Annotated in this window: 21 protein-coding genes; 9 read left to right on the forward strand and 12 right to left on the reverse strand. The window is 65.3% G+C overall.

Annotated elements, in window-relative coordinates:
* The first annotated feature begins 258 nt into the window (after nt 1–258).
* Both XH93_RS04015 and XH93_RS04020 read left to right on the forward strand, forming a co-directional pair.
* Nucleotides 259–2,007: a type I secretion system permease/ATPase gene (locus XH93_RS04015; protein ID WP_139487092.1), complete on the forward strand. Its 1,749-nt coding sequence runs from the start codon at nt 259–261 to the stop codon at nt 2,005–2,007.
* Nucleotides 2,004–3,314: an HlyD family type I secretion periplasmic adaptor subunit gene (locus XH93_RS04020; protein ID WP_194472530.1), complete on the forward strand. Its 1,311-nt coding sequence runs from the start codon at nt 2,004–2,006 to the stop codon at nt 3,312–3,314. The genes XH93_RS04015 and XH93_RS04020 overlap by 4 nt, the downstream gene beginning before the upstream one ends.
* Nucleotides 3,315–3,766: 452 nt before the next feature.
* On the opposite strand, the gene XH93_RS04025 is transcribed toward XH93_RS04020, so the two are convergent.
* Complete coding sequence (locus XH93_RS04025; RefSeq protein WP_194472531.1) at nt 3,767–4,249, reverse strand: CinA family protein; 483 nt, start codon at nt 4,247–4,249, stop codon at nt 3,767–3,769.
* A 223-nt stretch (nt 4,250–4,472) separates the two neighbouring features.
* On the opposite strand from XH93_RS04025, the gene XH93_RS04030 reads away from it, so the two are divergent.
* Genes XH93_RS04030 through XH93_RS04040 form a run of 3 tightly spaced genes read left to right on the forward strand, consistent with a single transcriptional unit; the run spans nt 4,473 to nt 7,122 of the window.
* A complete protein-coding gene (locus XH93_RS04030; RefSeq protein ID WP_194472532.1) occupies nt 4,473–5,549 on the forward strand; it encodes an amidohydrolase family protein in 1,077 nt (358 codons plus the stop codon).
* On the forward strand, nt 5,546–6,655 hold the full coding sequence (locus XH93_RS04035; RefSeq protein WP_194472533.1) for an amidohydrolase family protein: 1,110 nt from the start codon (nt 5,546–5,548) through the stop codon (nt 6,653–6,655). The genes XH93_RS04030 and XH93_RS04035 overlap by 4 nt, the downstream gene beginning before the upstream one ends.
* 53 nt (nt 6,656–6,708) lie before the next feature.
* Entirely contained in the window at nt 6,709–7,122 is a 414-nt protein-coding gene (locus tag XH93_RS04040; RefSeq protein WP_139858649.1) for a Rieske (2Fe-2S) protein, read from the forward strand.
* A gap of 239 nt (nt 7,123–7,361) precedes the next feature.
* Here the strand turns inward: XH93_RS04040 and tcuB are convergent, their stop codons facing one another.
* The 5 genes from tcuB to XH93_RS04065 form a co-directional block, all read right to left on the reverse strand.
* Entirely contained in the window at nt 7,362–8,465 is a 1,104-nt protein-coding gene (gene tcuB / locus XH93_RS04045) for a tricarballylate utilization 4Fe-4S protein TcuB (RefSeq protein WP_194472534.1), read from the reverse strand.
* A 16-nt stretch (nt 8,466–8,481) separates the two neighbouring features.
* On the reverse strand, nt 8,482–9,510 hold the full coding sequence (locus XH93_RS04050; RefSeq protein WP_194472535.1) for an esterase: 1,029 nt from the start codon (nt 9,508–9,510) through the stop codon (nt 8,482–8,484).
* A 181-nt stretch (nt 9,511–9,691) separates the two neighbouring features.
* The gene (tcuA, locus tag XH93_RS04055) at nt 9,692–11,092 is read right to left on the reverse strand and encodes an FAD-dependent tricarballylate dehydrogenase TcuA (protein WP_194472536.1); all 1,401 of its coding nucleotides are present in this window, start codon (nt 11,090–11,092) and stop codon (nt 9,692–9,694) included.
* 80 nt (nt 11,093–11,172) lie between these two features.
* Nucleotides 11,173–12,483, reverse strand: a complete 1,311-nt coding sequence (locus XH93_RS04060; RefSeq protein WP_194472537.1) for an MFS transporter — start codon at nt 12,481–12,483, stop codon at nt 11,173–11,175.
* A gap of 184 nt (nt 12,484–12,667) precedes the next feature.
* A complete protein-coding gene (locus XH93_RS04065) occupies nt 12,668–13,567 on the reverse strand; it encodes a transcriptional regulator GcvA (protein ID WP_194472538.1) in 900 nt (299 codons plus the stop codon).
* A 116-nt stretch (nt 13,568–13,683) separates the two neighbouring features.
* Here XH93_RS04065 and XH93_RS04070 point away from each other — a divergent pair, with 116 nt between their 5' ends.
* Nucleotides 13,684–13,902 (forward strand): DUF1127 domain-containing protein, encoded by a 219-nt coding sequence (locus XH93_RS04070; RefSeq protein ID WP_172627194.1) that lies wholly within the window; start codon nt 13,684–13,686, stop codon nt 13,900–13,902.
* Nucleotides 13,903–13,970: 68 nt separating this feature from the next.
* Nucleotides 13,971–14,594, forward strand: coding sequence for a GNAT family N-acetyltransferase (locus XH93_RS04075; protein ID WP_194472539.1), 624 nt, complete (start codon nt 13,971–13,973; stop codon nt 14,592–14,594).
* 324 nt (nt 14,595–14,918) lie between these two features.
* Here the strand turns inward: XH93_RS04075 and XH93_RS04080 are convergent, their stop codons facing one another.
* The gene (locus XH93_RS04080; protein WP_194472540.1) at nt 14,919–15,749 is read right to left on the reverse strand and encodes an enoyl-CoA hydratase; all 831 of its coding nucleotides are present in this window, start codon (nt 15,747–15,749) and stop codon (nt 14,919–14,921) included.
* Nucleotides 15,750–15,899: 150 nt separating this feature from the next.
* On the reverse strand, nt 15,900–16,601 hold the full coding sequence (locus XH93_RS04085) for an SDR family NAD(P)-dependent oxidoreductase (protein WP_194472541.1): 702 nt from the start codon (nt 16,599–16,601) through the stop codon (nt 15,900–15,902).
* Nucleotides 16,602–16,672: 71 nt separating this feature from the next.
* Between XH93_RS04085 and XH93_RS04090 the strand changes: the two genes are divergently transcribed.
* The gene (locus XH93_RS04090) at nt 16,673–18,451 is read left to right on the forward strand and encodes an acyl-CoA dehydrogenase family protein (protein WP_194472542.1); all 1,779 of its coding nucleotides are present in this window, start codon (nt 16,673–16,675) and stop codon (nt 18,449–18,451) included.
* Nucleotides 18,452–18,746: 295 nt separating this feature from the next.
* Complete coding sequence (locus XH93_RS04095; protein WP_194472543.1) at nt 18,747–19,835, forward strand: Zn-dependent alcohol dehydrogenase; 1,089 nt, start codon at nt 18,747–18,749, stop codon at nt 19,833–19,835.
* 263 nt (nt 19,836–20,098) lie between these two features.
* Here XH93_RS04095 and XH93_RS04100 read toward each other — a convergent pair whose 3' ends face one another.
* The 4 genes from XH93_RS04100 to XH93_RS04115 form a co-directional block, all read right to left on the reverse strand.
* The gene (locus tag XH93_RS04100; RefSeq protein ID WP_194472544.1) at nt 20,099–20,452 is read right to left on the reverse strand and encodes a nuclear transport factor 2 family protein; all 354 of its coding nucleotides are present in this window, start codon (nt 20,450–20,452) and stop codon (nt 20,099–20,101) included.
* 115 nt (nt 20,453–20,567) lie between these two features.
* A complete protein-coding gene (locus XH93_RS04105; protein WP_194472545.1) occupies nt 20,568–22,040 on the reverse strand; it encodes an amidase in 1,473 nt (490 codons plus the stop codon).
* Between the two features lie 291 nt (nt 22,041–22,331).
* Entirely contained in the window at nt 22,332–23,303 is a 972-nt protein-coding gene (gene mbfA, locus XH93_RS04110) for an iron exporter MbfA (RefSeq protein WP_139858638.1), read from the reverse strand.
* 70 nt (nt 23,304–23,373) lie between these two features.
* Complete coding sequence (locus tag XH93_RS04115) at nt 23,374–24,525, reverse strand: alpha/beta hydrolase (RefSeq protein WP_194472546.1); 1,152 nt, start codon at nt 24,523–24,525, stop codon at nt 23,374–23,376.
* Nucleotides 24,526–24,627 lie beyond the last annotated feature (102 nt).

A 24,627-nucleotide genomic window follows, 5' to 3' on the forward strand; every position in this document is an offset into this window, starting at 1 on the left:
CAGCGGCCAGGCGCTTCCCGATGCCTCCCTGGCGCGGTTCCCGGTAAGCCTTTGGTTGCAATTGCCGTATTGAGCTCGATTTAGCTCCCCCCGGGATAGTCCGGGTGGTTCGACGGCGAATGACCATTATTATTCCGTCAACTGTCTACACGAAAGCCGCGAACCATCTCCAGATTAACGCGACTTAAATGGACGGTGGTCACAAACGTCGATACAACGTGACCATCACGTAACCCTTTACTGCAGAGATCGGTTTTAATGGCACCCGTTCCCGCTGCGCGGCGATCCGAACTGGACGAGGCGCTGCGCGCATGCCGCAGCGCCTTTGTCGGCGTTGGTCTCATGAGCTGCATGATCAACCTGCTGTACCTGACAGGTTCCATGTTCATGCTGCAGGTCTACGACCGGGTGCTGCCGAGCCGCAGCATTCCGACCCTGGTCGGCCTCGTAGTCATCGCTGCCGGTCTTTATATCGCGCAGGGTTTTCTCGACCTGCTGCGCGGACGGATCCTCGGCCGCATCGGCACCTCGCTCGACGAGGCCCTCAATGCGCGGGTGTTCGACACCATCATCCGCCTGCCGCTGACGGTCGGCAATCGCAGCGAGGGCCTGCAGCCGCTGCGCGATCTCGACAATGTGCGGTCCTTCCTCGGCAGCATGGGACCCGGCGCGTTCTTCGACCTGCCGTGGCTGCCGTTCTACATGGCGATCTGCTTCGCGTTCCATTGGCTGCTCGGCGTCACGGCGCTGGTCGGCGCCATCATTCTGGTGACGCTGACGCTGATCACCGAATACCTGTCGCGGACGCCCGCCAAGGAAGCGATGACGCTCGCGGCGCGGCGCAACGATCTCGCCGCCTCCAGCCGCCGCAACGCCGAGGTGCTGGTGGCGATGGGCATGGCCGGGCGGATGAACAAGCGCTGGAACGGCGCCAACGAGGACTATCTCGCCGGCAACCAGCACGCGAGCGACGTCGCCGGCGGCTTAGGCGCGGTCGCCAAGGTGCTGCGCATGATGCTGCAGTCCGCCGTGCTCGCGGTCGGCGCCTATCTCGTGATTCAGCAGGAGGCCACCGGCGGCATCATCATCGCCGGCTCGATCCTGAGCGCGCGGGCGCTGGCGCCGGTCGATCTCGCGATCGCGCACTGGAAGGGCTTTGTCGCCGCGCGCCAGAGCTGGCAGCGCCTCAACCGCCTGCTGCAGCAGATGCCGGCACGGGCCGAGCAGACTCTGCTGCAGGCGCCGACCAAGAAGCTCTCGGTCGAGGGCGTCGCCATGGTGGCGCCGGGCGACCAGCGCCTCATCGTGCAGGACGTCAGCTTCACCGTCGAGGCCGGCACCGGCGTCGGCGTGATCGGCCCGAGCGGCTCCGGCAAGTCGTCGCTGATCCGCGCGCTGGTCGGCGTCTGGACGCCGGCACGCGGCAAGGTACGGCTCGACGGCGCCGCGCTCGATCAATGGTCGTCCGACGTGCTCGGGCGCTATATCGGCTATTTGCCGCAGGACGTCGAACTGTTCGCCGGCACGGTGGCGCAGAACATCTGCCGCTTCGATCCCGAGGCCAAATCCGACGGCATCATCGCCGCGGCCAAGGAAGCCGGCGTGCACGAGATGATCATCAAGATGCGCGAGGGCTACGACACCCAGGTCGGCGAGCAGGGCACCGCGCTCTCCGCCGGCCAGGCCCAGCGCGTCGCGCTGGCGCGCGCGCTCTATGGCAATCCGTTCCTGATCGTGCTGGACGAGCCGAACTCCAATCTCGACAGCGAGGGCGACGAGGCGCTGACCCGTGCGGTGCGCGGCGCCCGCGAGCGCGGCGCCGTCGTCATCGTGGTCGCGCACCGGCCGATCGGCATCGAAGGCGTCGATCAGCTGCTGGTGCTGAAGGACGGCCGCATGCAGACCTTCGGGCCGAAGGAGACAGTGCTCGCGCAGGTGCTGCAGCGCGTCGCGCCGCCCGTGCCCACGCCGATCAAGATCGTCGCCGATGCGGGGGCCAAGTCATGACCGAACAACCGCGCAACGCGAAGAGCTCGATCCGCAAACATCTGATTGTCGGCCTCGCCGTGGTCCTCATTCTCGGCGGCGGCGTCGGCGGCTGGGCCGCCGCGGTGCCGATCTCGGGCGCGCTGATCGCGCCGGGCTCGGTGGTGGTCGATTCCAACGTCAAGAAGGTGCAGCATCCGACCGGCGGCGTGGTCGGCGAGGTCCGGGTGCGCGACGGTGACGTCGTCAAGGCGGGCGATATCGTCGTGCGGCTCGACGAGACCGTGGTCAAGGCGAGCCTTGCGATCGTGGTCAAGACGCTGAACGGCCTCTACGCGCGCCAGGCCCGGCTCGAGGCCGAGCAGCAGGGCCGCGACAAGATCGTGTTTCCGAAGCAGCTGACCGATCAGGCCAATGATCCCGATGTCCGCGACATCATCACCAACGAAACCAAGCTGTTCGAGGTTCGCGTCAACGGCCGCACCGGCCAGAAGGCGCAGCTGCGCGAGCGCGTCACCCAGCTCAACGAGGAAATCTCCGGACTGCAGGCGCAGGAAAAGGCCAAGGACAAGGAGATCGAGCTGGTGAAGACCGAGCTGGTCGGCGTTCGCCAGCTCTATGAGCAGCATCTGGTGCAGATCACCCGCCTGACCACGCTGGAGCGCGACTCGGCGCGGCTGTCCGGCGAGCGCGCGCAGTACATCGCCTCGCGCGCCCAGGCCAAGGGCAAGATCACCGAAACCGAGCTGCAGGTCATCCAGGTCGACAAGGACATGCTGGCGGAGGTCTCCAAGGACCTGCGCGAGACCAACGACAAGATCGGCGAGTTCGTCGAGCGCAAGGTCACCGCCGAAGACCAGCTGCGCCGCATCGACATCCGCGCGCCGCAGGACGGCGTGGTGCTGCAATCCACCGTGCACACGGTCGGCGGCGTCATCACCGCCGGCGATGCCATCATGATGATCGTGCCGAAGGCCGACGATCTCTCGGTCGAGGCCAAGGTCAATCCTGCGGACATCGACAAGCTGCAGGTCGGCCAGAAGACCGTGCTGCGGCTCTCCGCCTTCAACCAGCGCACCACGCCGGAGCTGAACGGCATCGTCACCCGCGTCTCCGCCGACGTCACCACCGACCAGCGCACCGGGCAGAGCTACTACACGATCCGCGTCTCGATGCCCCCGGAGGAAGTCGCGCGCCTCGGCAGCGAGGTCAAGATCATCCCGGGCATGCCGGTGGAAGCGTTCGTCCAGACCGGCGACCGCACCATGATGTCCTACCTGATGAAGCCGATGCACGATCAGTTCATGCGCTCGTTCCGCGAGAAGTAAGGCTGGCGAGATTTCCCTCCCACGTCGTCCCGGCGAAGGCGCCTGTAGCCCGGATGCAGCGAAGCGAAATCCGGGACCGTGCTGCGCCGCTGTTCAACCCGTCATCCCCGCGCAAAGGCGAAGCCTTTGTCGCTGGAGGCGCGAGCCCTTGCGAGCCTCGAAGGATCGACGGCCACCAGCGGGGCCGATTCATCCTTCGAGGCTCGCAAGAGCTCGCACCTCAGGATGACGGTACTTGGATTGGCTCAGCTTGCTCGGTGTCATCACCCGGCTTGACCGGGTGATCCAGTATTCCAGAGACGCCGGTGATAGAAGCGAGAGGCCGCGGCGTACTGGATCGCCCGGTCAAGCCGGGCGATGACAACGGTAGATGAGGACAAAGCCTCACGTCCTCTCAGGATGACGGGGATAGTATTCGTACGACCTGCTGCGCCGGGACGACTGCGGGGTAACTATCGCGCCAGATTCTTCAGCAGCAGCTCCAGCGCCGCCGCTGCAAACGCCTGCATGTTCGCCGGGCGGTCGTTGCTGGCGGTCTCCAGCGTGATCACCTCGTGCTGCGGGCCGGCCACCGCCATGCAGCTATGGCCGGCGGCGTCGCCGTAGCGGTTGCCGGTCGGCCCGGCGGCGCCGGTTTCCGACAGTCCCCAGTCGGTCGAAAGACGCGTGCGGATTTGGCGCGCGAGCAGTTGCGCATAGGGTTCCGACGCCGAGCGGATCCCCTTCATTGCGTCATCCGGAATATCCATCAGCGCGCGGCGGGCATCGCGGGTGTAGATCACGCCGCCGCCGAGGAAATAGGCCGATGCGCCGGGCACCGCCAGCAGCGACGCCGAGATCAGGCCGCCCGTCGAGGACTCCGCGACCGCGATCGTCTGCTTGTTTGCGATCAGTTTTGCGGCGACCTGCGCGGCGATGGATGTGAGCGCGTTCATCGGCGGCCTTTCTTGTTGTGTGCCATGAAATTCCCGTGGGGCGTTCTGCCTTCCTAGCACACCACACGCGCCGCTGCCGAGTTGCGGCGCAGGGGCGGGCCTGCTTGAATGCGTGACAACAAGCCAAGCGGCGCGAAGGACGGCAAGCGTCGCTCTTTGAGCATGATCTTTTCGGAAAACCGCTTCGCACTTTTCCGGATCAGGCTCTCGCGGAGGAAACACCATGACGTCGCCGATCGCGGGTGGCGTGGATTGCGATCTGCATCCCGCCGTGCCTCATCTCACCAGCCTGCTGCCCTACATGAGCGACTACTGGCGCGACCAGGTGACGACGCGCGGCATGACCGATCTGATCTCGCAGTCCTACCCGACCAATTCGCCAATCTCGGCGCGGCCGGATTGGCGTCCGGCGCAGGGCAAGCCGGGCTCCAGCCTCGCCGACATGCAGCGACAGGCGCTGGACCGGTTCGCCACGGCCTACGGCATCTGCAATCCGCTCTATGGCGTGCAGATGGTGTTTTCCGAGGACATGGCCAATGCATTCTGCCGTGCCCTGAACGACTGGCTGGTCAAGGAGTGGCTGGACAAGGACGACCGCCTGCGCGGCTCGATCGTGATCCCCGCGCAGAGCATCGAGAAGGCGGTCGCCGAGATCGAGCGCTGCGCTGTGGACAAGCGCTTCGTGCAGGTGCTGATGCTGGTCATGGGCGACATGCCGCTCGGCAAGCGCCACTACTGGCCGATCTATGCTGCGGCCGAGCGTCTCGGGCTGCCGATCGGCATTCATGCCGGCAGCGCCTATCACAACCCGCCGACCTCGGTCGGCTGGGGGTCCTATCACATCGAGGACTATGTCGCGCAGGCGCAGGCATTCCAGACCCAGCTCACCAGCCTGATCGTCGAGGGCGTGTTCGCGCGCCATCCGAACCTGAAAATGGTGATGCTGGAGTCCGGTTTCACCTGGCTGCCGCCGTTCCTGTGGCGGCTACACAAGTTCTGGCGCGGTGTGCGCATGGAAACCCCGTGGGTCGACCGCGCGCCGCTGGAGATTGTGCGCAGCAACATCCGGTTTTCGCTGCAGCCGGTCGACGCGCCGCCGGACGGCGACACGCTGAACAAGCTGTTCGACCATATGCAGTCGGACGAATTGATCCTATTCTCGACCGACTATCCGCATTGGCAGTTCGACGGTGACGAGGTGCTGCCCAACGGATTGTCGACGGATCTGGTGCGCAAGATCATGATCGACAATCCGCATGCGACCTACCCGCGCTTGACAGTGAAGGAGACGACGCCATGAACGTTCAGCTTCGCGATCGCCCGCAAGCCGCTGCGTCCACCGGCATCAAGACCGCGATCGCCGATTGCGACATCCATCCGGCGCGCGCCACCAACGACGAGCTCCATCCGTTCCTCGCCAAGCGCTGGCACGCCCATCTAGAAACCTTCGGCGTCCATCCCTATCAGGGCATGATGGGCGGCCCGCCATACCCGAAGGCACAACCGAACGCCTCGCGCCGCGACGCCTATCCGCCTGAAGGCGGCCCGCAGGGCTCCTCGCTGTCGTTCATGCAGAAGCAGCATCTCGATCCCAACAATGTCGCGCTCGGCGTGCTCAATCCACTCAACACCGGGCAGGGCATCCGCAACCAGGATCTGGCGGCCGCGATCTGCACGGCGATCAACGACTGGCAGATCGAAAAATGGACCAGCAAGGATGCGCGGCTGAAGGGTTCGGTGGTCGTCGCCAATGAAGATGGCGTCTCGGCCGCGGCGGAAATCCGCAGGCGCGCCGGCGACAAGAACTTCGTCCAGGTGCTGCTGCTCAGCCGCAATGTCGAGCCGCTCGGCCAGCGCCGCTACTGGCCGATCTATGAGGCTGCGCAGGAGGCCGGGCTTCCGGTCGGCGTGCACGCCTTCGGCTTCGGCGGCAACCCGATCACCGCGTCGGGCTGGCCGAGCTATTACATCGAGGAGATGGTCGGCCATTCGCAGTGCCAGCAGACCGCGCTGGCAAGCCTGGTGCTCGAAGGCGTGTTCGCGCGCTTCCCGAAATTGAAGATGGTGATGGTCGAGGCCGGCTTCGGCTGGGCGCCGTCGCTGGCCTGGCGGCTCGACAAGGTGTTTTCCAAGCTGCATGCCGAGGTACCGCATCTGACGCGCAAGCCGTCGGAATACATCCGCGACCACATCTGGTGGACCACGCAGCCGATGGAGGATCCGGAGAGCCGCGACCACCTGTTCCAGGTCATCGAATGGATCGGCTGGGACAAGCTGCTGTTCGCGACCGACTACCCGCATTGGGACTATGACGAGCCGTCGCGCGTGCTGCCGGCCGGCGTCAGCGACGCCAACCGCCAAGCGTTCTATCTCGACAATGCGAAGCAGCTGTACGGCCTCGCATGATCCGGAAAAGTGGGAACCGGTTTTCCGAATCAGATCATGCGTGAGAACAACTAATGGCGCGCCATGTGATCGCTCCGGTGGATGAGCTGCCGCCGGGGTCGCGAAAATTCCTCGAGATCGACGGACGGCCGATCGCGATCTTCAACGTCAAGGGCGAGTTCTTCGGCCTGTTGAACCGCTGCCCGCACCAGGGCGCCGCGCTGTGCGAGGGCCCGCTGATCGGGCTCGCCTCGTCCTCCGATCCCGGCGAGATCGAGTACACAAAACTCGGCGAGATCCTGCGTTGCCCCTGGCATGGCTGGGAGTTCGACATCCGCACCGGCCAGTCCTATTGCGATCCCCGCCGCTTCCGCGTCCGCGCCTATCCGGTCAATGTCGAGCCGGGCACCAATCTGGTGAAGGGCCCGTATGTCGCCGAGACCATCAAGGTCGCGGTGGAAAGCGACTACGTGGTGGTGGAGCTCTAACCGTTCCCGTCATTGCGAGGAGCGATCGCGACGAAGCAATCCATATCTCCGCATGTGGCGCGATGGATTACTTCGTGAAGCCTGTCATCGGGCGCGCGTTCGCGCGACCCGTTGGCTCGCAATGACTGGGCAGGTATTTGCCGCGCATCGATGCCGTAGGGTGGGTTAGCGCAGCGTAACCCACCGTCTCGCGCCGCTGACAAACGCGGTGGGTTACGCTGCGCTAACCCACCCTACGTTCACTCCGCCATCATCTGCCGCTCCCGCGCGTAGCGCACCAGCGCGACGAAGCGGTAGATGCCGTGCACGAATTTTCCATAGGGCATGGTGATGAACAGCGCGAACACCACGCCGAGATGCAGCGCCAGCAGCGGTCCCATCGCGCCGCTGTTGCGCCAGAGCAGCAGCGCGAGCCCGGTGATGCTGGTCAGCAACAGCATCACGATGAACGCGGTGTCCATGCCCATGCGCTGCTCGTCGACCAGCACGCGGTCGCGCTTCGATTTCTCCGCGAGCAGGCCGAGCGGGCCGATCACGAGGCCAATGCCGCCGAGCGTGCCCAGCACGACCGGCAAATCCCACCACGCGTAAGGCGCCTCCCGCGCCAGCAGATAATGGTACAGCGTGCCGACGCAGGTTGCCGCAAAGCACAGCGCAAAGCCGTAGAAGGTGAGGTGGTGATAAAGCTTGCGGCGATCGGTGGGCTGGTCGTCCTCGTTGAAGCAGCCGACGCCGCCGCCGTCGAGATAGCGCAGTTCGCCGGCGTCGCGGATTGCCTGCAGCAGGGATTTTGCGTTCGTCGTCATGCCGACGGGCTCGCCGATATCGCGCCAGAACGCGCGCACGCCCATCACCAGCGCGAGGATCGCGTAGAGCAGGGCGGCGCCGAACAGCAGCGCCATCGCATTGTGCGGCATCAATTTGTAGAACGCGCCGGGCCCGGTGTGAATGCCGTACAGCACGCCGCGATCGTTGACCGCGGCAAAGCCGAAGATGAAGCCGGCGACGCTGAGCGCCGCGATCAGGCTGATGACGAGGCCGTTGCGTGCGAATGCGCCGGCAAAGGCCCGCGGCCAGGCATAGGCGGCGTAGGACTCGGCGCGCGCCACCGCCAGCGTCCTCGGCACATTGACGTTGAACTCGTGCGGCGGCGAGAACTGGCAGTCGGTGTAGCAGGCGCCGCAGGCATGGCAGAGATTGGCGAGATAATTGAGGTCGCCGTCGGAGAAGGCGCGGCGCATCTCCATCGCGGGAAACACCGCGCACAGGCCCTCGCAATAGCGGCAGGAATTGCACACCGTCATCAGACGGTCGGCCTCCTGCAAGATCCTCGTCCCGTGCATTGACCCCTACGCCTCGCTACTTCTTCGTCAGTCCCTTGCCTTCCAGCCACGTCTGGATCAGGCCGGCGACCTCGGCATTGTTCTTGTCCATCATGATCATGTGCGAATTGCCCTTGATGCCGGTCTTCGGCAGGTCGACGACATCGACACTGCCGCCGGCGGCGCGGATCGCCTCGGCAAAGGCTGTGCCGGTGGCGCGGATCTTCGGCCAGCGCGAGTCGCGCTCGATGTAGTCGCCATAGACCATCAGCGTCGGGATGTTCTTCAAGCTTTCGACCTTGGCGGGATCGCCGACACCGGCCGGTTCGATCGCGATCAGCGCCTTCACCTTGTCGGGGCGCGCCTGTGCCACCTTGAAGCCGAAGCTGCCGGCCTGGCTGTGGAACAGGATGATGCAGGGGCCGACGCGGTCGATCTCGGCGATGTAGGCGGCGATCGCCGCGTCATCGGTCGTGGTCCAGCGCGGCACATTCTGCTTGACGAAATTCTCGTAGCCTTCGTTCGGGAACTGGCTGCCGGGCATCAGCCGGCGCTTTGCCGGATCGGGGTCGTAGGAGCCGGGGCCATCGCCGATGCGAAAGCGCTCGAACGGATTGGCGGTGGTGAGGAATACCGGCTCGCCCTTGAAGATATCGGGATACTGCGCCCAGCCGGCGCGGCCGCGCTCGACGGCGTCGGAATTGTAGACGCTCCAGCCCTTGCGCAAAAAATAGTTCAGCCAGCCTTCGCGTCCGTCAGGCGTCGTCTCATAGGTGACGCCGGTCAGCCCGCCGCCGTGCCACAGCAGCAGCGGATAGGCGCCCTTCTCGTTTTGCGGCAGGAAGTACTGCACGTACATCTGCTCGACCTGGTAGGTGCCGTTCGGATCGACCTTGGCCGGCACACCGCCCGGCGTGAAGGTGACCTCCTTCACCGGCTTGCCCGTGATCTCGACGAAGCGGCCGCCGACATGGAACGAGCCCATGTCGCGCAGCGCGATCGGTTCGGCGGCGTGGGCAGAGGCCATCAGAGCGGCCGCAGCGACAGCGATTGTGGTGCGCGACATCTATCCTCCGATCTTCCCCTTCTCCCCGCGTGCGGGGAGAAGGTCGGGATGAGGGGGGCTCTCCAAGCACCGTGCTCTTGGAGAGTCCCCCTCACCCGGATTGCTTCGGACGATGCTTCGCATCGCCGAGCGCAATCCGACCTCTCCCCGCAAGCGGGGCGAGGTGAAGTGAGCGCTGCGCTTAGTTCCGCGCATTCTTCGCCGCTTCCCGACCGGCGACGCGGCCGAATACGCTGCCGATGGTCATGCCCATGCCGGCGGCGTAGCCCTTGCCCAGCACGTTGCCGGCCATGATCTCGCCGGCGGCGAACATGTTGGCGGACGGCTTGCCGTCCTTCATCAGCATCCGCGCCTCTCTGTTCACGCGGGTGCCGAGATAGGTGAAGGTGATGCCGGGCCGCACCGGGTAGGCGAGGTAGGGCGGCGTGTCGATCTTGCGCGCCCAATGCGTCTTCGGCGGCGTGATGCCTTGGGTCGCGCAGTCGTCGAGGATGGTGTGATCGAACGTGCCCGGCTGCACCGCGGCATTGAATTCGGTGATGGTCTTTTCCAGCGCGCCTGCATCGAGCTCGAGCTTGCCGGCAAGCTCGGCGATGGTCGCGCCGGCGATCGGCGGAAACAGCGTCGGCATGAAGCTGGTCACGACGGTGGAATCGAAGATGATGTAGGCGATCTGGTCCGGCTGTGCCGCGACCAGGCGGCCCCAGATCGCATAGCGCTTGGGCCAGATGTCCTCGCCCTCGTCGTAGAAGCGCTCGGCGTGCTTGTTGACGACGATGCCGAACACGACGGAGTCATGGCGCGTGATGATGCCGCCATCGAATTTCGGCGCGCGGGCGTCGATCGCCACCGCATGGCACTGCGTGGGATCGCCGATCTCCTGCACGCCCTTTGCCAGCAGCATCTTGAGGATCGCGCCGCGGTTATAAGGTGTGCCGCGGATCAGGAAATTGTCGGCGGCCTCGCCCCAATATTGCTTCAGCCACTCGATGTTGGCCTCGAAGCCGCCGGCGGCTGCAACCAGCGTCGAGGCGCGCACCTCGGTCTTGCCGCCGACCGGTTGCTTCAGTGCAGCCGACAGGAACATGCCGTCCTCGATCTTGAGATCGATCACCTCGGCATCGTAGAGCACATCGACGCCGAACTCCTCTGCCGTGCGGTACAGCGCATTGAGCATCGCCCGGCCGCCGCCGAGGAAGAACGAGTTGGTGCGACCGAGGCTCAGCGTGCCGCCGAGCGAGGGCTGCCAGCGCACGCCCTGCTCGACGATCCAGTTCAAAATGTCCTTGGACTCATGGATCATGAAGCGGGCCAGTTCCTCGTCGGTCTGGCCGCCGGTCACCAGCAGCAAATCCTTCCAGAACTCCTCCTCGGTGTAGGGGCCGGTGAGGATCTCGGTCGCCGCATCATGGGCGCAGCGCATGTTGCGCGTATGTCGGGTATTGCCGCCGCGGTAGAACTTTGGCGCGCCTTCCAGCACCAGCACGGAAGCGCCGGCGCGGCGCGCAGAGATCGCAGCGCAAAGGGCGGCGTTGCCGCCGCCGATCACCAGCACGTCGAACCTGCGCGTCAGATCAACCATGCGCTCTTGTTATCGTTGTTGGCATGGAAAGCAACATGCCGGGGCAGGCGGTCGGCCTGCCCCGATTGCAATGCAGACGATCAGGCCGCAACCGCCTCGCGCTGTTCGATGGTCTGGCCGCCGCGATAGACGATCAGCGCTGCGGCGATGCCGAGCGCGGCGCCGAACATCAGCCAGTAGCAGGGCGAGGCCTTGTCGCCGGTGTGCTGGATCAGCCAGGTCGAGGCGAACGGCGTGAAGGTGCCGAACAGCCCGGCCGCGAGCGCAAAGGCCAGCGAGAAGCTGGTGGTGCGGACATGCGCCGGCACGATCTCGACCAGGCAGCCCAGCATGGTGCCGCTGTAGACGCCGAAATAGAACGAGAACATCATCTCGACCGCCAGCATCTTGCCGAAGCTCGGATTGGTCACCAGCCAGTGCAGCGCCGGATAGGCCGTCACGAAGGACAGCCCCGCGATCGCGAGCAGCACCGGCTTGCGGCCGAGCCGGTCGGAGACCGCGCCGCCGACCGGATTCCAGATGAAATTGGTGACCGCGACTAGCAGCGTCACCAGCAGCGCATCCTGGGTCGACAGCTTCAGCACGGTCTTGCCGAAGGTCGGCGTGTACACCGTGACGAAGTAGAAGGTCGTCGTGGTCAGTACCGCGATCATCATGCCGAGGAGGATGATCCGCCAGTTCGCCAGCGCCGAGGCGAACGCCTCGCTCGCGGTCGGATGCTTCTTCATCGCCAGGAACGCCGGCGTCTCCTCCAGCGTGCGGCGCAGGAAGAAGATCACCGGGATGATCAGGCAGCCGACGAAGAACGGGATGCGCCAGCCCCAGGCCGCGACGGTTTCGGCCGGCATGCTCTCGCTCAGCACGAAGCCGAGAATCGAGGCGACGAAGATCGCGACCTGCTGGCTCGCCGACTGGAACGAGGTGTAGAAGCCGCGGTTGCCGGGCGTCGCGATCTCCGCGAGATAGACCGAGACGCCGCCGAGCTCGACGCCGGCGGAGAAGCCCTGCAGCAGGCGGGCGATCAGCACGATGATCGGCGCAGCAATGCCGATGGTCGCATAGGTCGGGCAGATCGCGATCACCACGGTGCCGACAGCCATGATCGATAGCGTCACGATCAGGCCCTTGCGGCGGCCGATCTTGTCGATGTAGGCGCCAAGCACGACGGCGCCGACCGGGCGCATCAAGGCGCCGAGCCAGAACACGCCGAACGCGTTGAGCAGCGCCGCGGTCTCGTTCTCCGAGGGGAAAAACGCCTTGGCAATCAGCGGCGCATAGAAGCCGAACAGGAAGAAGTCGAATTGTTCGAGGAAATTGCCGCTGGTCGCGCGCAGGATGGCGCCGAGGCGCGATTTGATTTGCGGTGTTTGCGATGAACTCGACTGCGACATAACGTCAATTCCTCCCCGTGGCGCAACGGGCCGGCGGAAATTGTCTCGCCGGCCAAGGCAGTTAGCCTGCCATGTGCGACAATTTGGCACGCCTGTCCGGCGCCACCAACCCGAAACTGGGCCGGAGCCATGCGAAAAACGCCGTAGGAGAAAGTCGCGCCGCGGCAGCTCGCGCCGCGCCGGATCAGGACGTCGCGTGCGCCGCGCTGCCGAGCCAGCCGCGGAATGCGGCAAGTTTCGGCGAATCCGCCCGTCCCTGGGGCGAGACCAGGTAGAAGCCGGCGTCGGCCGGCATCGTGATCTCAAAGGGAACCACGAGACGGCCCTTGGCGATGTCGTCCCGCACATAGGAGGTGCGGCCCATCGCAATGCCGATTCCGTCGATCGCGGCCTGAATGGTCACGAACTGCAGGTCGAAGGTGACGCCGGGCTGTTTGGAAATGTCGGCGGGCAATCCGGCCGCGGTCAGCCACAGCCGCCAGTCGTCGCTGTTGGCGCCGCTGGTATGCAGCAACACATGGTCCCCCAGGTCCTGCGGGGTCTGCAGCGGCTTGCTTCCCTGCAGCAGCGACGGGCTGCATACCGGAAATAGCTCATCCGCCATCAGCCAGTCGGCCCGCAAGCCGGCCCACTGGCCGCGGCCGTAGCGGATCGCGGCGTCGACCTTGTCGCGCTGGAAATCGACCAGGGTGGTCGAGGTGGTGATGCGGACATCGATGCCGGGATGCGCTTCCTGGAAGGCGGCCAGCCGCGGCAACAGCCATTTGGCCGCGAGCGACGCCAGCGTCGACACCGTCAGCACATGGTCGTCATCCCGGCGCAGCAGGCGGTCGGTCGCCAGCCGCAGGTCGTTGAACGCGGCGCGGACGCCGGGGAGGTATTCGGCGGCCTCCGGCGTCAGGCTCAGCGAGCGGTTCTGGCGCACGAACAGCCGCACGCCGAGTTCTTCCTCCAGCCGGCGGATCTGATGGCTGATCGCGGTCTGCGTCACGTTCAGCTCGGACGCCGCCAGCGTAAAGCTCATGTGCCGCGCGGCGGCCTCGAACGCCCGCAGGCCGTTCAGCGAAGGCAGTCGGCTGGTCATTTCCGGGGCGTCCTAATTCATGACTTTAATTCATGCGAAACGGTACAAAGTGTCGTTTGTGGAAAGCGCTGGCCGGGCAGATATTACCGCGAACAGGTTACCGATAGGAGCCGCAAATGTCCATTTTCACGCATGAATCGATGACAAATCATCATGCCCCTCATGTTCATGTCTCGGGTCTTTTGAACCAGGTCAGCGACACCCTGCACGTCTGGTGGGAGCGCTATGAGCGCCGCCGCGAGCTGTCGCAGTGGTCGGACCGCGATCTGCACGACATCGGGGTGTCCCGGAGCGACGTGGCTTTCGAAACCGAAAAGCCGTTCTGGCGGGCCTGATCAGGACGCCATCCCGGCGCCCGCCTCCCGAGAGGGGCGCCGGTTAATTTTCACCCGAGGAGCGTGTCATGACTGCGCTGCGTCTCGATGATCTCAAGCAATATTCCGACGTGCTGCGCGCCAGGGACGGCCGCGAGATCAGGGTGCGTTTCGTCGAGCCGCGCGACCGCGAGGAGCTGCAGAACTACATCCGTTCGCTCTCCGCGGGGTCCCGATACAGCCGCTTCCTGGGCGCGCTGAGCGAGCTGCCGAAGTCGGAGCTCGAGCGTTTTCTCCATGTCGGCGAGGCTGACCGGTTCACGGTGGTCGCGACGATGCTGGTCGATGGCTTCGAGACCATCGTCGGCGAAGCCCGCTACGCCTTCCATGCCGATACGTCGAGCGTCGAGTTCGGCCTGTCGATCGATGACCGGTGGCAAGGCCTCGGCATTGGCAAGGCGCTGCTGAAGAACCTCGAGTGCCGCGCGGCGTCCCTCGGAGCCGAGCGCATCTTTGGCGACACGCTGCGTTCCAACGCGACCATGATCGGGCTTGCCCGCAAGTCCGGCTACGCCTTCACCGCGAGCCCCGGCGACTGGAAGCTGGTGCGCTTCGCAAAAGAGATCCACGTCGAACCGCAAGACATTCCCTGTGCCAGCTGGCGGCTTGCCGCCGTATCCCGCTCGGCCGCGATGTCCTCGCTTGCGGTTTGACTTGACTGGCCCGGTTCTGGCCTCCCCAGAACCGGGCCTTTTTCTTTGCTAACTTCAGTCCCGTAGCCCGGATGAAGCGAAGCGCAATCCGGGATCAGTCTCTCCGCTGAAGTTTCCCGGATTACGCTACGCTCCATCCGGGCTACGCTCTCTCTTCGCCTCGCCCCGCTTGCGGGGAGAGGCCGGATCGCATGTCAATGCGATCCGGGTGAGGGGGAGTCTCCGCATACGCTCCTCTCACCGACGACGCGGAGGCTCCCCCTCATCCCGACCTTCCCAGAGCGAGCTTCGCTCGTCTCGTCCCTGCACGCGGGGAGAAGGAGGCTACGACCCCCGGAACACCGGCTTGCGCTTGTCGATGAACGCCTGCACCGCTTCTTTGTGATCGGCGGTCGTGGTGAGGCGGACCAGCCGCTCGGCCTCGTGGTCGCGCGCGGTGGCGAAGTCGAACTGCAGGGCTTCGTCGAGATTGTCCTTCATGTAGCGCAGCGCCAGGGTCGGGCCCTCGGCGATCGATTTGGCCAGCGCAAACGCCTCGTCCTGCAGCGCTTCGTCCGGCACCACGCGGTTGACGAGGCCGATCTGCTCGCACCTCGCAGCATCGACCTTCTCGGAGGTGAACATCAGTTCGCGGGCGCGCGAGGTGCCGACCAGGCGCGTCAAGAGCCAGGCGATGCCGTAATCGCCGCTCAGCGCCACCCGCAGATAGCCGGTCGAGATGAAGGCGGATTGCGCCGCGATCCTGATGTCGCAGGCCATCGCGATCGCAAGCCCGGCGCCGACCGCGGGGCCGGGCAGCGCGGCGATGGTCGGCTTGCGCACCGAGGCGAGCGCGCCGGTGAGCAGGCGCTGGCGCTCCTGCAGGTCGGCGACCTTGTCCTCGTAGGACATTTCGAGCTTCTTCGAGTCGCGATGCGCACCCATGCCCTTGACGTTGCCGCCGGCGCAAAACGCCTTGCCGGCGCCAGTGAGCAGCAGCACGCCGACCTCCGGGTTCTCGCCGCAGGTCCGGATCATCGTCCGCAGCGCCGGCGTCAGCGTATCCGACAGCGAGTTGCGCGCGTCGGGACGGTTCAGCGTGATGATGGCGACGCGGTCGCGGATCACGCAGAGCAGTTCGTCGGTGCCGGTTTCGATCTTGATTTCGTTGGTCATGTTTTTCCTTCCCTGTTTCCCCGTCATTGCGAGCGCAGCGAAGCAATCCATGCTTCGTCTCGGGGAGAGATGGATTGCTTCGCTTCGCTCGCAATGACGAACGTGGTCACCTTTCGCGCAACCTACGCCTTTTGGATGATCATCGTCATCTCAAAACTTCTCGACCCACGGCCGCAATTCCAGCTCCCAGGTCCAGGCGCTGCGCGGCTGCTGCAGCACGTTCCAGTAGCTCAGCGCGATCGCGTCCGGATCGAGCATCGAATCCGGCCGATCGGCGGGCTCGGTGCGGGCGGCGCTACGGATGCCGCCGTCGATCACGAAATGCGCGACATGGATGCCTTGCGGCGACAATTCGCGCGCCATGCTCTGGGCCAGCCCGCGCAGCGCGAACTTGCCCATCGCGAACGGCGCCGATTGCGCATAGCCCTTCACGCTGGCGGAGGCGCCGGTGAACAGGATCGCGCCCTTCTTGCTGGGCAGCATGCGCTTCGCCGCCTCCTGCGCCACCAGGAAGCCGCCGAACGCCGAGACCGCGATCGCCCGCTCGACCTCCGACGGCACCAGCTCGACGAACGGCCCGCGCGAGCGGCCGCTGGCGTTGTAGACCACGACGTCGGGCGTCCCGATCTCGCGCTCGACGAGGCCGAACAGGCGCTCGACATCGTCAGCCTTGGTGGCATCGCAGGCATAGGCGCGCGCGTCGGTCTCGGTGCAGAGCGCGCCGAGCTTCTCGATGCTGCGCGCAGCCAGCGCCACACGAATTCCCTCCCGCGAAAATAGCCGCGCCAGCGAGGCGCTCAGCCCTTCGCCGGCGCCGACGATCAGGGCGATCTTGTATTTTGGGATGTCCATTGGGCTTTCCTTTGCTCAGCCGGGGGAGGATAGTCTTGTCTGAAAACATGAGGAACGCAGCCGGGAATTCAATGCAGCCACTCAAGCAAGATTTTTCATCTTCGGCCAGCCAGCCGGGATTGTTGGCCCCCGACACGACGGGAATGAACTTCTATCGGGCTGATCCGGCGCTGACCGATCTGCTGAAGCTGCATCTGCCCGACGCCTTGTTCCGCCATATCGAGCCGCATCTCGACCGGCTCGGTGGCCTCGCCGGCGGCTATCTCGACGAATGCGCGCGGCTTGCCGATCGCCACACGCCGGTGCTGCACCAGCGCGACAAGTTCGGCCGCGACGTCCAGCAGATCGAATACCATCCGGCCTATCGCGAGATCGAGAAGGCGGCGTTCGGCGAGTTCGGCATTCACGCGCTGTCGATCCGCAAGGGCATCATGGGCTGGCCGGACAAATATCCCGTGGTTGCGAAACACGCCTTCACCTTCCTGTTCAACCAGACCGAATTCGGCATGGGCTGTCCGATCAACGTCACCGACGGCTGCGCAAAGCTGCTGGCGAATTTCGGCAGCGAGGCGCTCAAGGCAAAATATCTCGACGGCCTGACCCAGACCGACATGAGCAAGCTGACGCAGGGCGGCCAGTTCATGACCGAGAAGGAAGGCGGCTCCGACGTCGGCACGCTGACCACGCGCGCGGTGCGGGAGGGCGACCACTGGCGGCTCTACGGCGAAAAGTGGTTCTGCTCGAATGCCGACGCCAAGGTGGTGATGCTGCTGGCGCGCCCCGAGGGCGCGGGTCCGGGCACAAGCGGCGTCGGCCTGTTCCTGATGCCGCGCTTCCTCCACGATGGTTCGCAGAACCACTACCGGATCGTGCGGCTGAAGGACAAGCTCGGCACCCGCTCGATGGCCTCGGGTGAGATCAAGCTCGACGGCGCCATCGCCTATGCCGTCGGCAAGCTCGACCGCGGCTTTGTCCAGATGGCCGAAATGGTGAACTCATCGCGGCTGTCCAACGGCGTGAAGTCGACCGCGCTGATGCGCCGCGCCTGGCATGATGCGATCACGGTGGCGCGAAATCGCGTGGTGTTCGGTCAGCGCATCATCGATCTGCCGCTGGCGCGGCGGCAGCTGATGAAGATCCTGCTGCCGACCGAGCAGGCGCTGTCGATGAGCTTTCTCACCGCCGATGCGCTCGACCGCGCCGAGGCCGGCAGCCAGGATGCCGCGGCGCTGCTCCGCATCCTGACCCCGACCTTGAAGTTCCGCGCCACCCGCGATGCCCGAAAAGTCTGCGGCGATGCGATGGAGATGCGCGGCGGCATCGGCTACATCGAGGAATTCGTCACGCCGCGGCTGTTGCGCGATGCGCATCTCGGCTCGATCTGGGAAGGCACCGGCAACATCGTCGCGATCGATGCGCTGAAGCGCGCGGTCGGCCGCCATGGTGCCGACGCTGCGCTCGCCGCCGACCTGCATGCGCGGCTCGACGACAGCGCCAATGTGCCGCAAGCCTGGCGCAACCGCTTGCGCGACCTCAGCGATCGCGCGATCGCGTTCGCGCGCGAGGTCGCAAGCCGCATCGACAATGAGGGCGATGCGCGGCGCGCCACCAGCCTGCTCTATCATGTCGCGAGCGCAGTGGCGCTGGCGTGGGAGGGCGGCCGCATCCACGAGATGCGCGGCGATGCGCGCCGGCTGCTGCTGTCGCGGATGGTGATCGACCACCGCGTGATGCCGGGCGATCCGTTCCAGCTCACGGAAAATTCCGTTCAGCGCACGATGACCGAGCACCTGCTCGGCGATCGCGCCGTCGGCATGGCCGAGGTTGGCGAATTGCTCATCGCAGCGTAGGCTTCTTACCTCTTCCATCGGGCGAGTGTTTGCGCACATCTGCACGACCGTGCACAAGTCAGGGAGGCACGAACGGGTGGGTTCCCTCCCCCCTTGCGGGGGAGGGTTAGGGAGAGGGGTAAGCCGCACGAGCGGTGTCTGTGGCTTACCCCTCTCTCCAACTCTCCCCCGCAAGGGGGGAGAGAGCCCTCCCACCTCCCGTATGGCTTGAGCAAGATCAGCCGCGTGATTGTCTGCACCCCTTGGGCCCTATGGGAGAGGCCGAAGAGAAACAATAAACACGAGAGGAAACCCGATGAAGGCCGCCGTCCTGCATGAAGTCAACAAGCCGCTGGTGATCGAGGATGTCAGCCTGCCCAATCCGGGGCCGCGCGAGGTCCTGATCCGCACCGCGGTCGCCGGCCTCTGCCATTCCGACCTGCACTTCATGGAAGGCCTGTATCCGCACCCGCTGCCGGCGGTGCTCGGCCATGAATCGGCTGGCGTGGTCGAGAAGGTCGGCTCCAACGTCAACTATGTGAAGCCCGGCGATCACGTCGTCACTTGTCTCTCCGTGTTCTGCGGCACTTGCGACAATTGCACCACCGGCCGCACCGTGCTGTGCACCGACACCACGGTGAAGATGCTGCCGGGCGCCTCCAACCGCATGTCCTGGAACAGATCGGAGAAGCTGCATCAGTTCCTCAATTTGTCGTCCTTCGCCGAGCAGATGCTGGTGCACGAGAACGCCATCGTGAAGATCAAGAAGGAGATGCCGCTCGACCTCGCCGCGCTGATCGGCTGCGGCGTCATCACCGGCTATGGCGCCGTGGTGAACACCGCAAAGGTGACGGCCGGCGAGACCGTGGCGGTGATCGGCTGCGGCGGCGTCGGCATGGCCGCGATCAACGGCGCGCAGATCGCCGGCGCCGGCCGCATCATCGCGATCGATACCAACCCGGCCAAGCTGCAACTCGCCACCAAGTTAGGGGCCACCGACATCGTCGATCCCGCGCGCGGCGACGTCGTGCAGCAGGTGCGCGAGCTCACCGGCGGCGGCGTGCAGCATTCCTTCGAGGTGCTCGGCCGCAAGGACACTGCCGAGCAGGCGTTCGGCATGCTGGCGCCGGGCGGCACCGCGACCATCGTCGGCATGATCCCCTTCGGCCAGAAGATCGAGCTGCACGGTTTCGACTTCCTGCGCGAGCGCAGGATTCAGGGCTCGTCGATGGGCTCCAACCACTTCCGCGTCGACATGCCGCGTCTGGTCGATTTCTACATGCGCGGCAAGCTGCATCTGGAAGACTGGATCTCGGCCAAGCTGAAACTGTCCGAGATCAACGAAGGTTTTGCCAACATGAAAGCCGGCAAGACCCTGCGCAGCGTTATCATGTTCGACAGCTGACGCTCTTTCACCTCTCCCCGCCCTTCCACCTCTCCCCGCCCTTTGCGGGGAGAGGTCGGATCGCCCCCGGCAATGCGCAGCATTGTCCGGCGCGATCCGGGTGAGGGGCAAGGCACGATCTTTGCCGCGTTGACGACCTGTCCGACTCCAACAATCCGGATATCGCGCATCCGCGGGGGCATCGTGCCTTGCCCCTCACCCGCCGCCTGCGCTGCGCTCCGGCGTCGACCTCTCCCCGCAAAGCGCGGGGAGAGGTGAAGGCCTCACCGCGCGACGTGTGCCGACACGGCGAGCCATTTGCCGTCCTGCCTGGCCCAGCAGTCGGTGTAGCGGCCATAGGCCTGCTCGCCGTCGGCGTTGAGATAGCTGGTCTTGGCGTGGATGATGGCGAAATCGCCGAGGATGCGGATCTTGACGTCCTCGGCCGTCAGGTTCTTGATCTTCACCGGGATCGCGGTCTGCTTCAGGAAGGCCGCGCGGTCGACCAGGCTCTTGTCGGGATTGCTGCAGTAAAAGTCCTGCGCCAATATTTCGTCGAAGCGCTTGACGTCGCAGTTCTGCACCGAGTCGACGTAATCCTTGTTGAGTTTTGTCAGCTCCTCGAGATCGTTGCTCATTGGTTTCTCCCTGTTTCTCCTCGCGTCATTGCGAGCGCAGCGAAGCAATCCATGGTTCGGCCAATTGGATAGATGGATTGCTTCGCTTCGCTCGCAATGACGGTCGGGACCTTACTCAATCATCAAACATCTTCGGCGGCACGAAACCGCCGAATTCGTGTTCAATCAGCTCCGCGAGTTTTAGCGGCGTGCGGTCTTCGAGCCACGGCCCGACGATCTGCACGCCCACCGGCAATCCATCCGGCGCAAAGCCGGTCGGGATTGCGGTTGCGGGCAGGCCGGGCAGGGTGGCGATGCCGGGCCACGCCAGCTGGTCGGTATAGACGTGCGGTTCGCCGTCGATCAGGATGCGGCGCTGCTCCTGGTCGGGCGCATGATCGTGCGGATAGGCCGGTGTCGGCATGAGCGGGCAGATCACCGCGTCGAAGGAGTCGAAGAACTCGCGCCATTGCGCGCGCAGCCGCGAACGTGCGAACGTCGCCTGCACCCAGTCGCGATGGCTCAGCGCAATGCCGCGCAGCCGCTCAGCCTGCAGGCTGGTGTCAGTAGCCGGCAGCAAGGCAGCCGCCGCGCAGGCGCCGGCATAGACGTCAGGCGGAAACGTGGCGGAGAGAAACGACAGCAGCATCCGCATATAGAGCCGCGACGACGCCGCGAAATCCGGCAACAGCGGGCTCGTGCGCGAGATTTTCGCGCCGGCCTTATCGAGATGGCTGGCGAGCTTGTCGATGGTGCCGCGCACCGCCTTGTCGGTCGGCAGCACCGGATCGGTGTCGATGACGAGGATACGGAAATCCTTCAGGCTGGCGTGGCGCGGCGCCGGCAGTTCGAGCTTGAAGGCCTTGCCCATATCGAGCGGATCGGGACCGGCCATTACCTCGAGCAGCAGCGACAGGTCGGCCGCGCCGCGCGCCATCGGGCCGATCACCGCGAGGTCGCGCTCGTAGATGATCGGGACCGCCGGCGGCGCGGTGTGGCCGCGCGACGCCACGAGGCCGAAGGTCGGCTTGTGCGCATAGACGCCGCAATGAAACGCCGGCACGCGCAATGAGCCGCCGATGTCGGAGCCGAGCGACAGCGCGCCGTAGCCCGCGGCCAGCGCCGCCGACGATCCGCCGGAGGAGCCGCCCGGCGTGCGGCCGAGATCGTAGGGGTTGTTGGTGGTGCCGTAGATCTCGTTGTAGCTCTGCCAGTCGGCGAGCCCGACCGGCACGTTGGTCTTGCCGATGATCACGCCGCCGGCGTCCTTCACCCGCGTCACCGGCAGCGAGTCCTCGGCCGGCGTAAAATCCTTGTGCGGCGGAAAGCCCCAGGTCGTCGGCAGTCCCGCAATATTGTAGGATTCCTTCACCGTGACGGGGATGCCGGTGAGCGGCCGGTGCTCGCCGCGCGCGATCGCGGCATCGGCAGCGCGTGCGGCCTGGAGGCCGCGCTCGAAATCGCGCACGCAGATCGCGTTGACCTTGCCGTCGTGCCGCTCGATGCGGCCGATCGCATCCTCCGCAAGCTCGACCGCCGAAACCTGCTTCTTGCGCAGCGCCTCCGACAGTTCGACGGCGGTCTTGAAACTCCATTGCGATCTGGCCACGGCGTGCTCCCGGTTTGTTGTTGGCATGATGATGCGCAGTTTTGTCTGTTGCCCGCAAGCATTGCGCGTGCAGGCGGTCGCGGTTGTAGTCGCAAAGAGGAGGCCGCGTTTGATCGGAATTGCTTTTCGCAAGCGGCGCACGCTTACCTCGCCCCGCCTGCGGGGAGAGGTCGGATCGCATGCAGCGAAGCGGAATGTGATCCGGGTGAGGGGGACTCACCGCGAGTCTGCTGCGTGGAGAGAGCCCCTCACCCCAACCCTCTCCCCGCGAAGAGCGGGGAGAGGGAGAAGCTACGCCGCGCCGATCAGAATGCCGACGCCGAGCACGATCGCGCCGCCGAGCACGATCTGGAACACCGCCTGCAAAAATGGCGTATCCATGTAGCGCGCGCGGATGAAGGCGATCGCCCACAATTCGAAGAACACGACGACACCGGCGATCGCGGTCGCGATCCAGAATGCATTCGGCCAGGCATCGGGCACGAGATACGGAATGGTGTGGCCGAGGCCGCCGAGCGTAGTCATCAGCCCGCAGGTCAGGCCGCGCAGCCAGGGCGAGCCGCGCCCGGTCAGCGAGCCGTCGTCGGACAGCGCCTCGGCAAAGCCCATGCTGATGCCGGCGCCGATCGAGGCGGCAAGGCCAACGAGAAACGTCTGCCAGTTCTGATGCGTGGCGAAGGCAGCCGCGAACAACGGCGCCAGCGTCGAGACCGAACCGTCCATCAGGCCGGCGAGGCCGGGCTGCACGTATTGCAGCACGAACATCCGCCGCCGCGTACGGTCTTCCTCCGCCCGCACGTCGGGCTTGAGGATGTCGCCGGTGAGCTTCACCGCGAGGTTCTCGTGGTGCTTCTCCTCCTCGGCGAGATCGCCGAGCAGCCGGCGCACACCGACATCCTCGGCCTTCTCGGCGGCCTTGGCGTAGAACCGCTCGGCCTCCAGCTCCATGGTCTCGACTTCCTTGCGGATGGTGTCGAGCGGCAGGTTTTTGGTCAGCCAGATCGGGCGCCGGCGCAAGAAACCCTTCACGTCCTCGCGCCGGATCGGCGGCAGGTGCGGGCCGAAGCGCTGTTCATAGAGCGCGAGCAGCCGGTGACGATGGCCGCGCTCCTCTTCGGCCATTTCCTCGAAGATCTTTGCGGTATCCGGATAGCGTGCCGCAAGGTCCTCGGCGAAACTCATGTAGATGCGGCTGTCCTCCTCCTCGGAGGCAATCGCGACCGCGAGCACTTCGCGCTCGGTCAGATCGGCGAAATTCTTCACGGCTGGCGCCTTCGACAGTCTAGTTTAGAATTAGAATAGTTCTAAACTATAGGCCGCGCGCTCGTAAGAATCAATTCGTCCCGGCTTCGCGCAGGAATTTGAGCAGCAGGCGGCTGACCTCGGCCGGCTGCTCCTGCTGCACCCAATGGCCGGCGCCGTCGACCAGATGGCAGTCGATCATTTTGGTGCACGCCTTGGTCTGCATCGCCTCGAACACGCCGGGACGCTGATAGGTGCCCCAATCCTGCTTGCCGGAGATGAAGGCGGACGGCTGATCGATGGTGCGGCCGCCCCAGGTCTGCAATTCCGGCACGAACGCGCCCGAGGTGCCGCAGCGATACCATTGCAGCCCGCCCTGAAAACCGGTGCGCTGATACTCGGCGCTGTAATAGGCGAGCTCATGATCCGGCAGCCATGTGTTGGCGGCGATCGCCTCGCGTGACGGCATTTCCTCGGCGACGGTCGCCGCCATGTCCTTGGCGAGATCCATCACGTAATAGGTCGGCAGCTTTGCCAGCTCGCCCGCCGACCACGACTGCAGCGGATATGGCTTGTTGTCGGCCCAGTCCGCGCTCTTGTGGTGGTAGTAGGCGCGCAGAAAATCGTGCACGCCCTGCGGCGCGCGATGCATGTCGTCATTGGCCGGGCGGGTCGAATAGTACCATTGGTAATGCTTGCGCGGCCGCGGCAGCGCCGCGAGCTCGCGATGCACGGGATCTTCGGACCTTGGCTTCGCCGGCCCGTTTGCCGTGTTGAACGGCAGCGGCGGCGGTCCTGCGAACGGCGCGCTCATCATCGCCACCGCGCGGAACACGTCGGGCCGGATCAGCGCGCACCACGCCGCGACCGACGAGCCGGCATCGTGCCCGATCACCGCATCGACATGCCGGTAGCCGAACGCCGCCACCAGCCCGAGCGCGTCGCGGACCATGTTCGGCAGGCGGAATGGCGTGAGATCGCCGTCATAGTCGGCGTTCCATCCGGTGGTGCGGCCGTAGCCGCGCTGGTCCGGCGCGATCACGTGATAGCCGGCAGCGGCCAGCGCCGGCATCACCTTGCGCCAGGAAAACGCCAGCTCCGGAAAGCCGTGCAGCAGCAACAGGCAGGGCCGGTCCGCGGTCTCGAAACCCGCCTCCAGCACGTGCATGCGCAGGCCGTTGATGCCGTCGACATAACGCGAGCGGATGGTTGCGGGGAGCGGGACGTCGGGAAGCGTTTCCATCATAACCACCTGATTCAACATCATCGCAGATGCCGCGCAGTTGACTGAAAACGCGCGGCGCCCGGATGAACCTATGCCAGCCTTGTCGCGACGGACAAGCCG

The organism is Bradyrhizobium sp. CCBAU 51753 (assembly GCF_015291565.1).
Taxonomy (GTDB): Bacteria; Pseudomonadota; Alphaproteobacteria; order Rhizobiales; family Xanthobacteraceae; genus Bradyrhizobium; species Bradyrhizobium ivorense.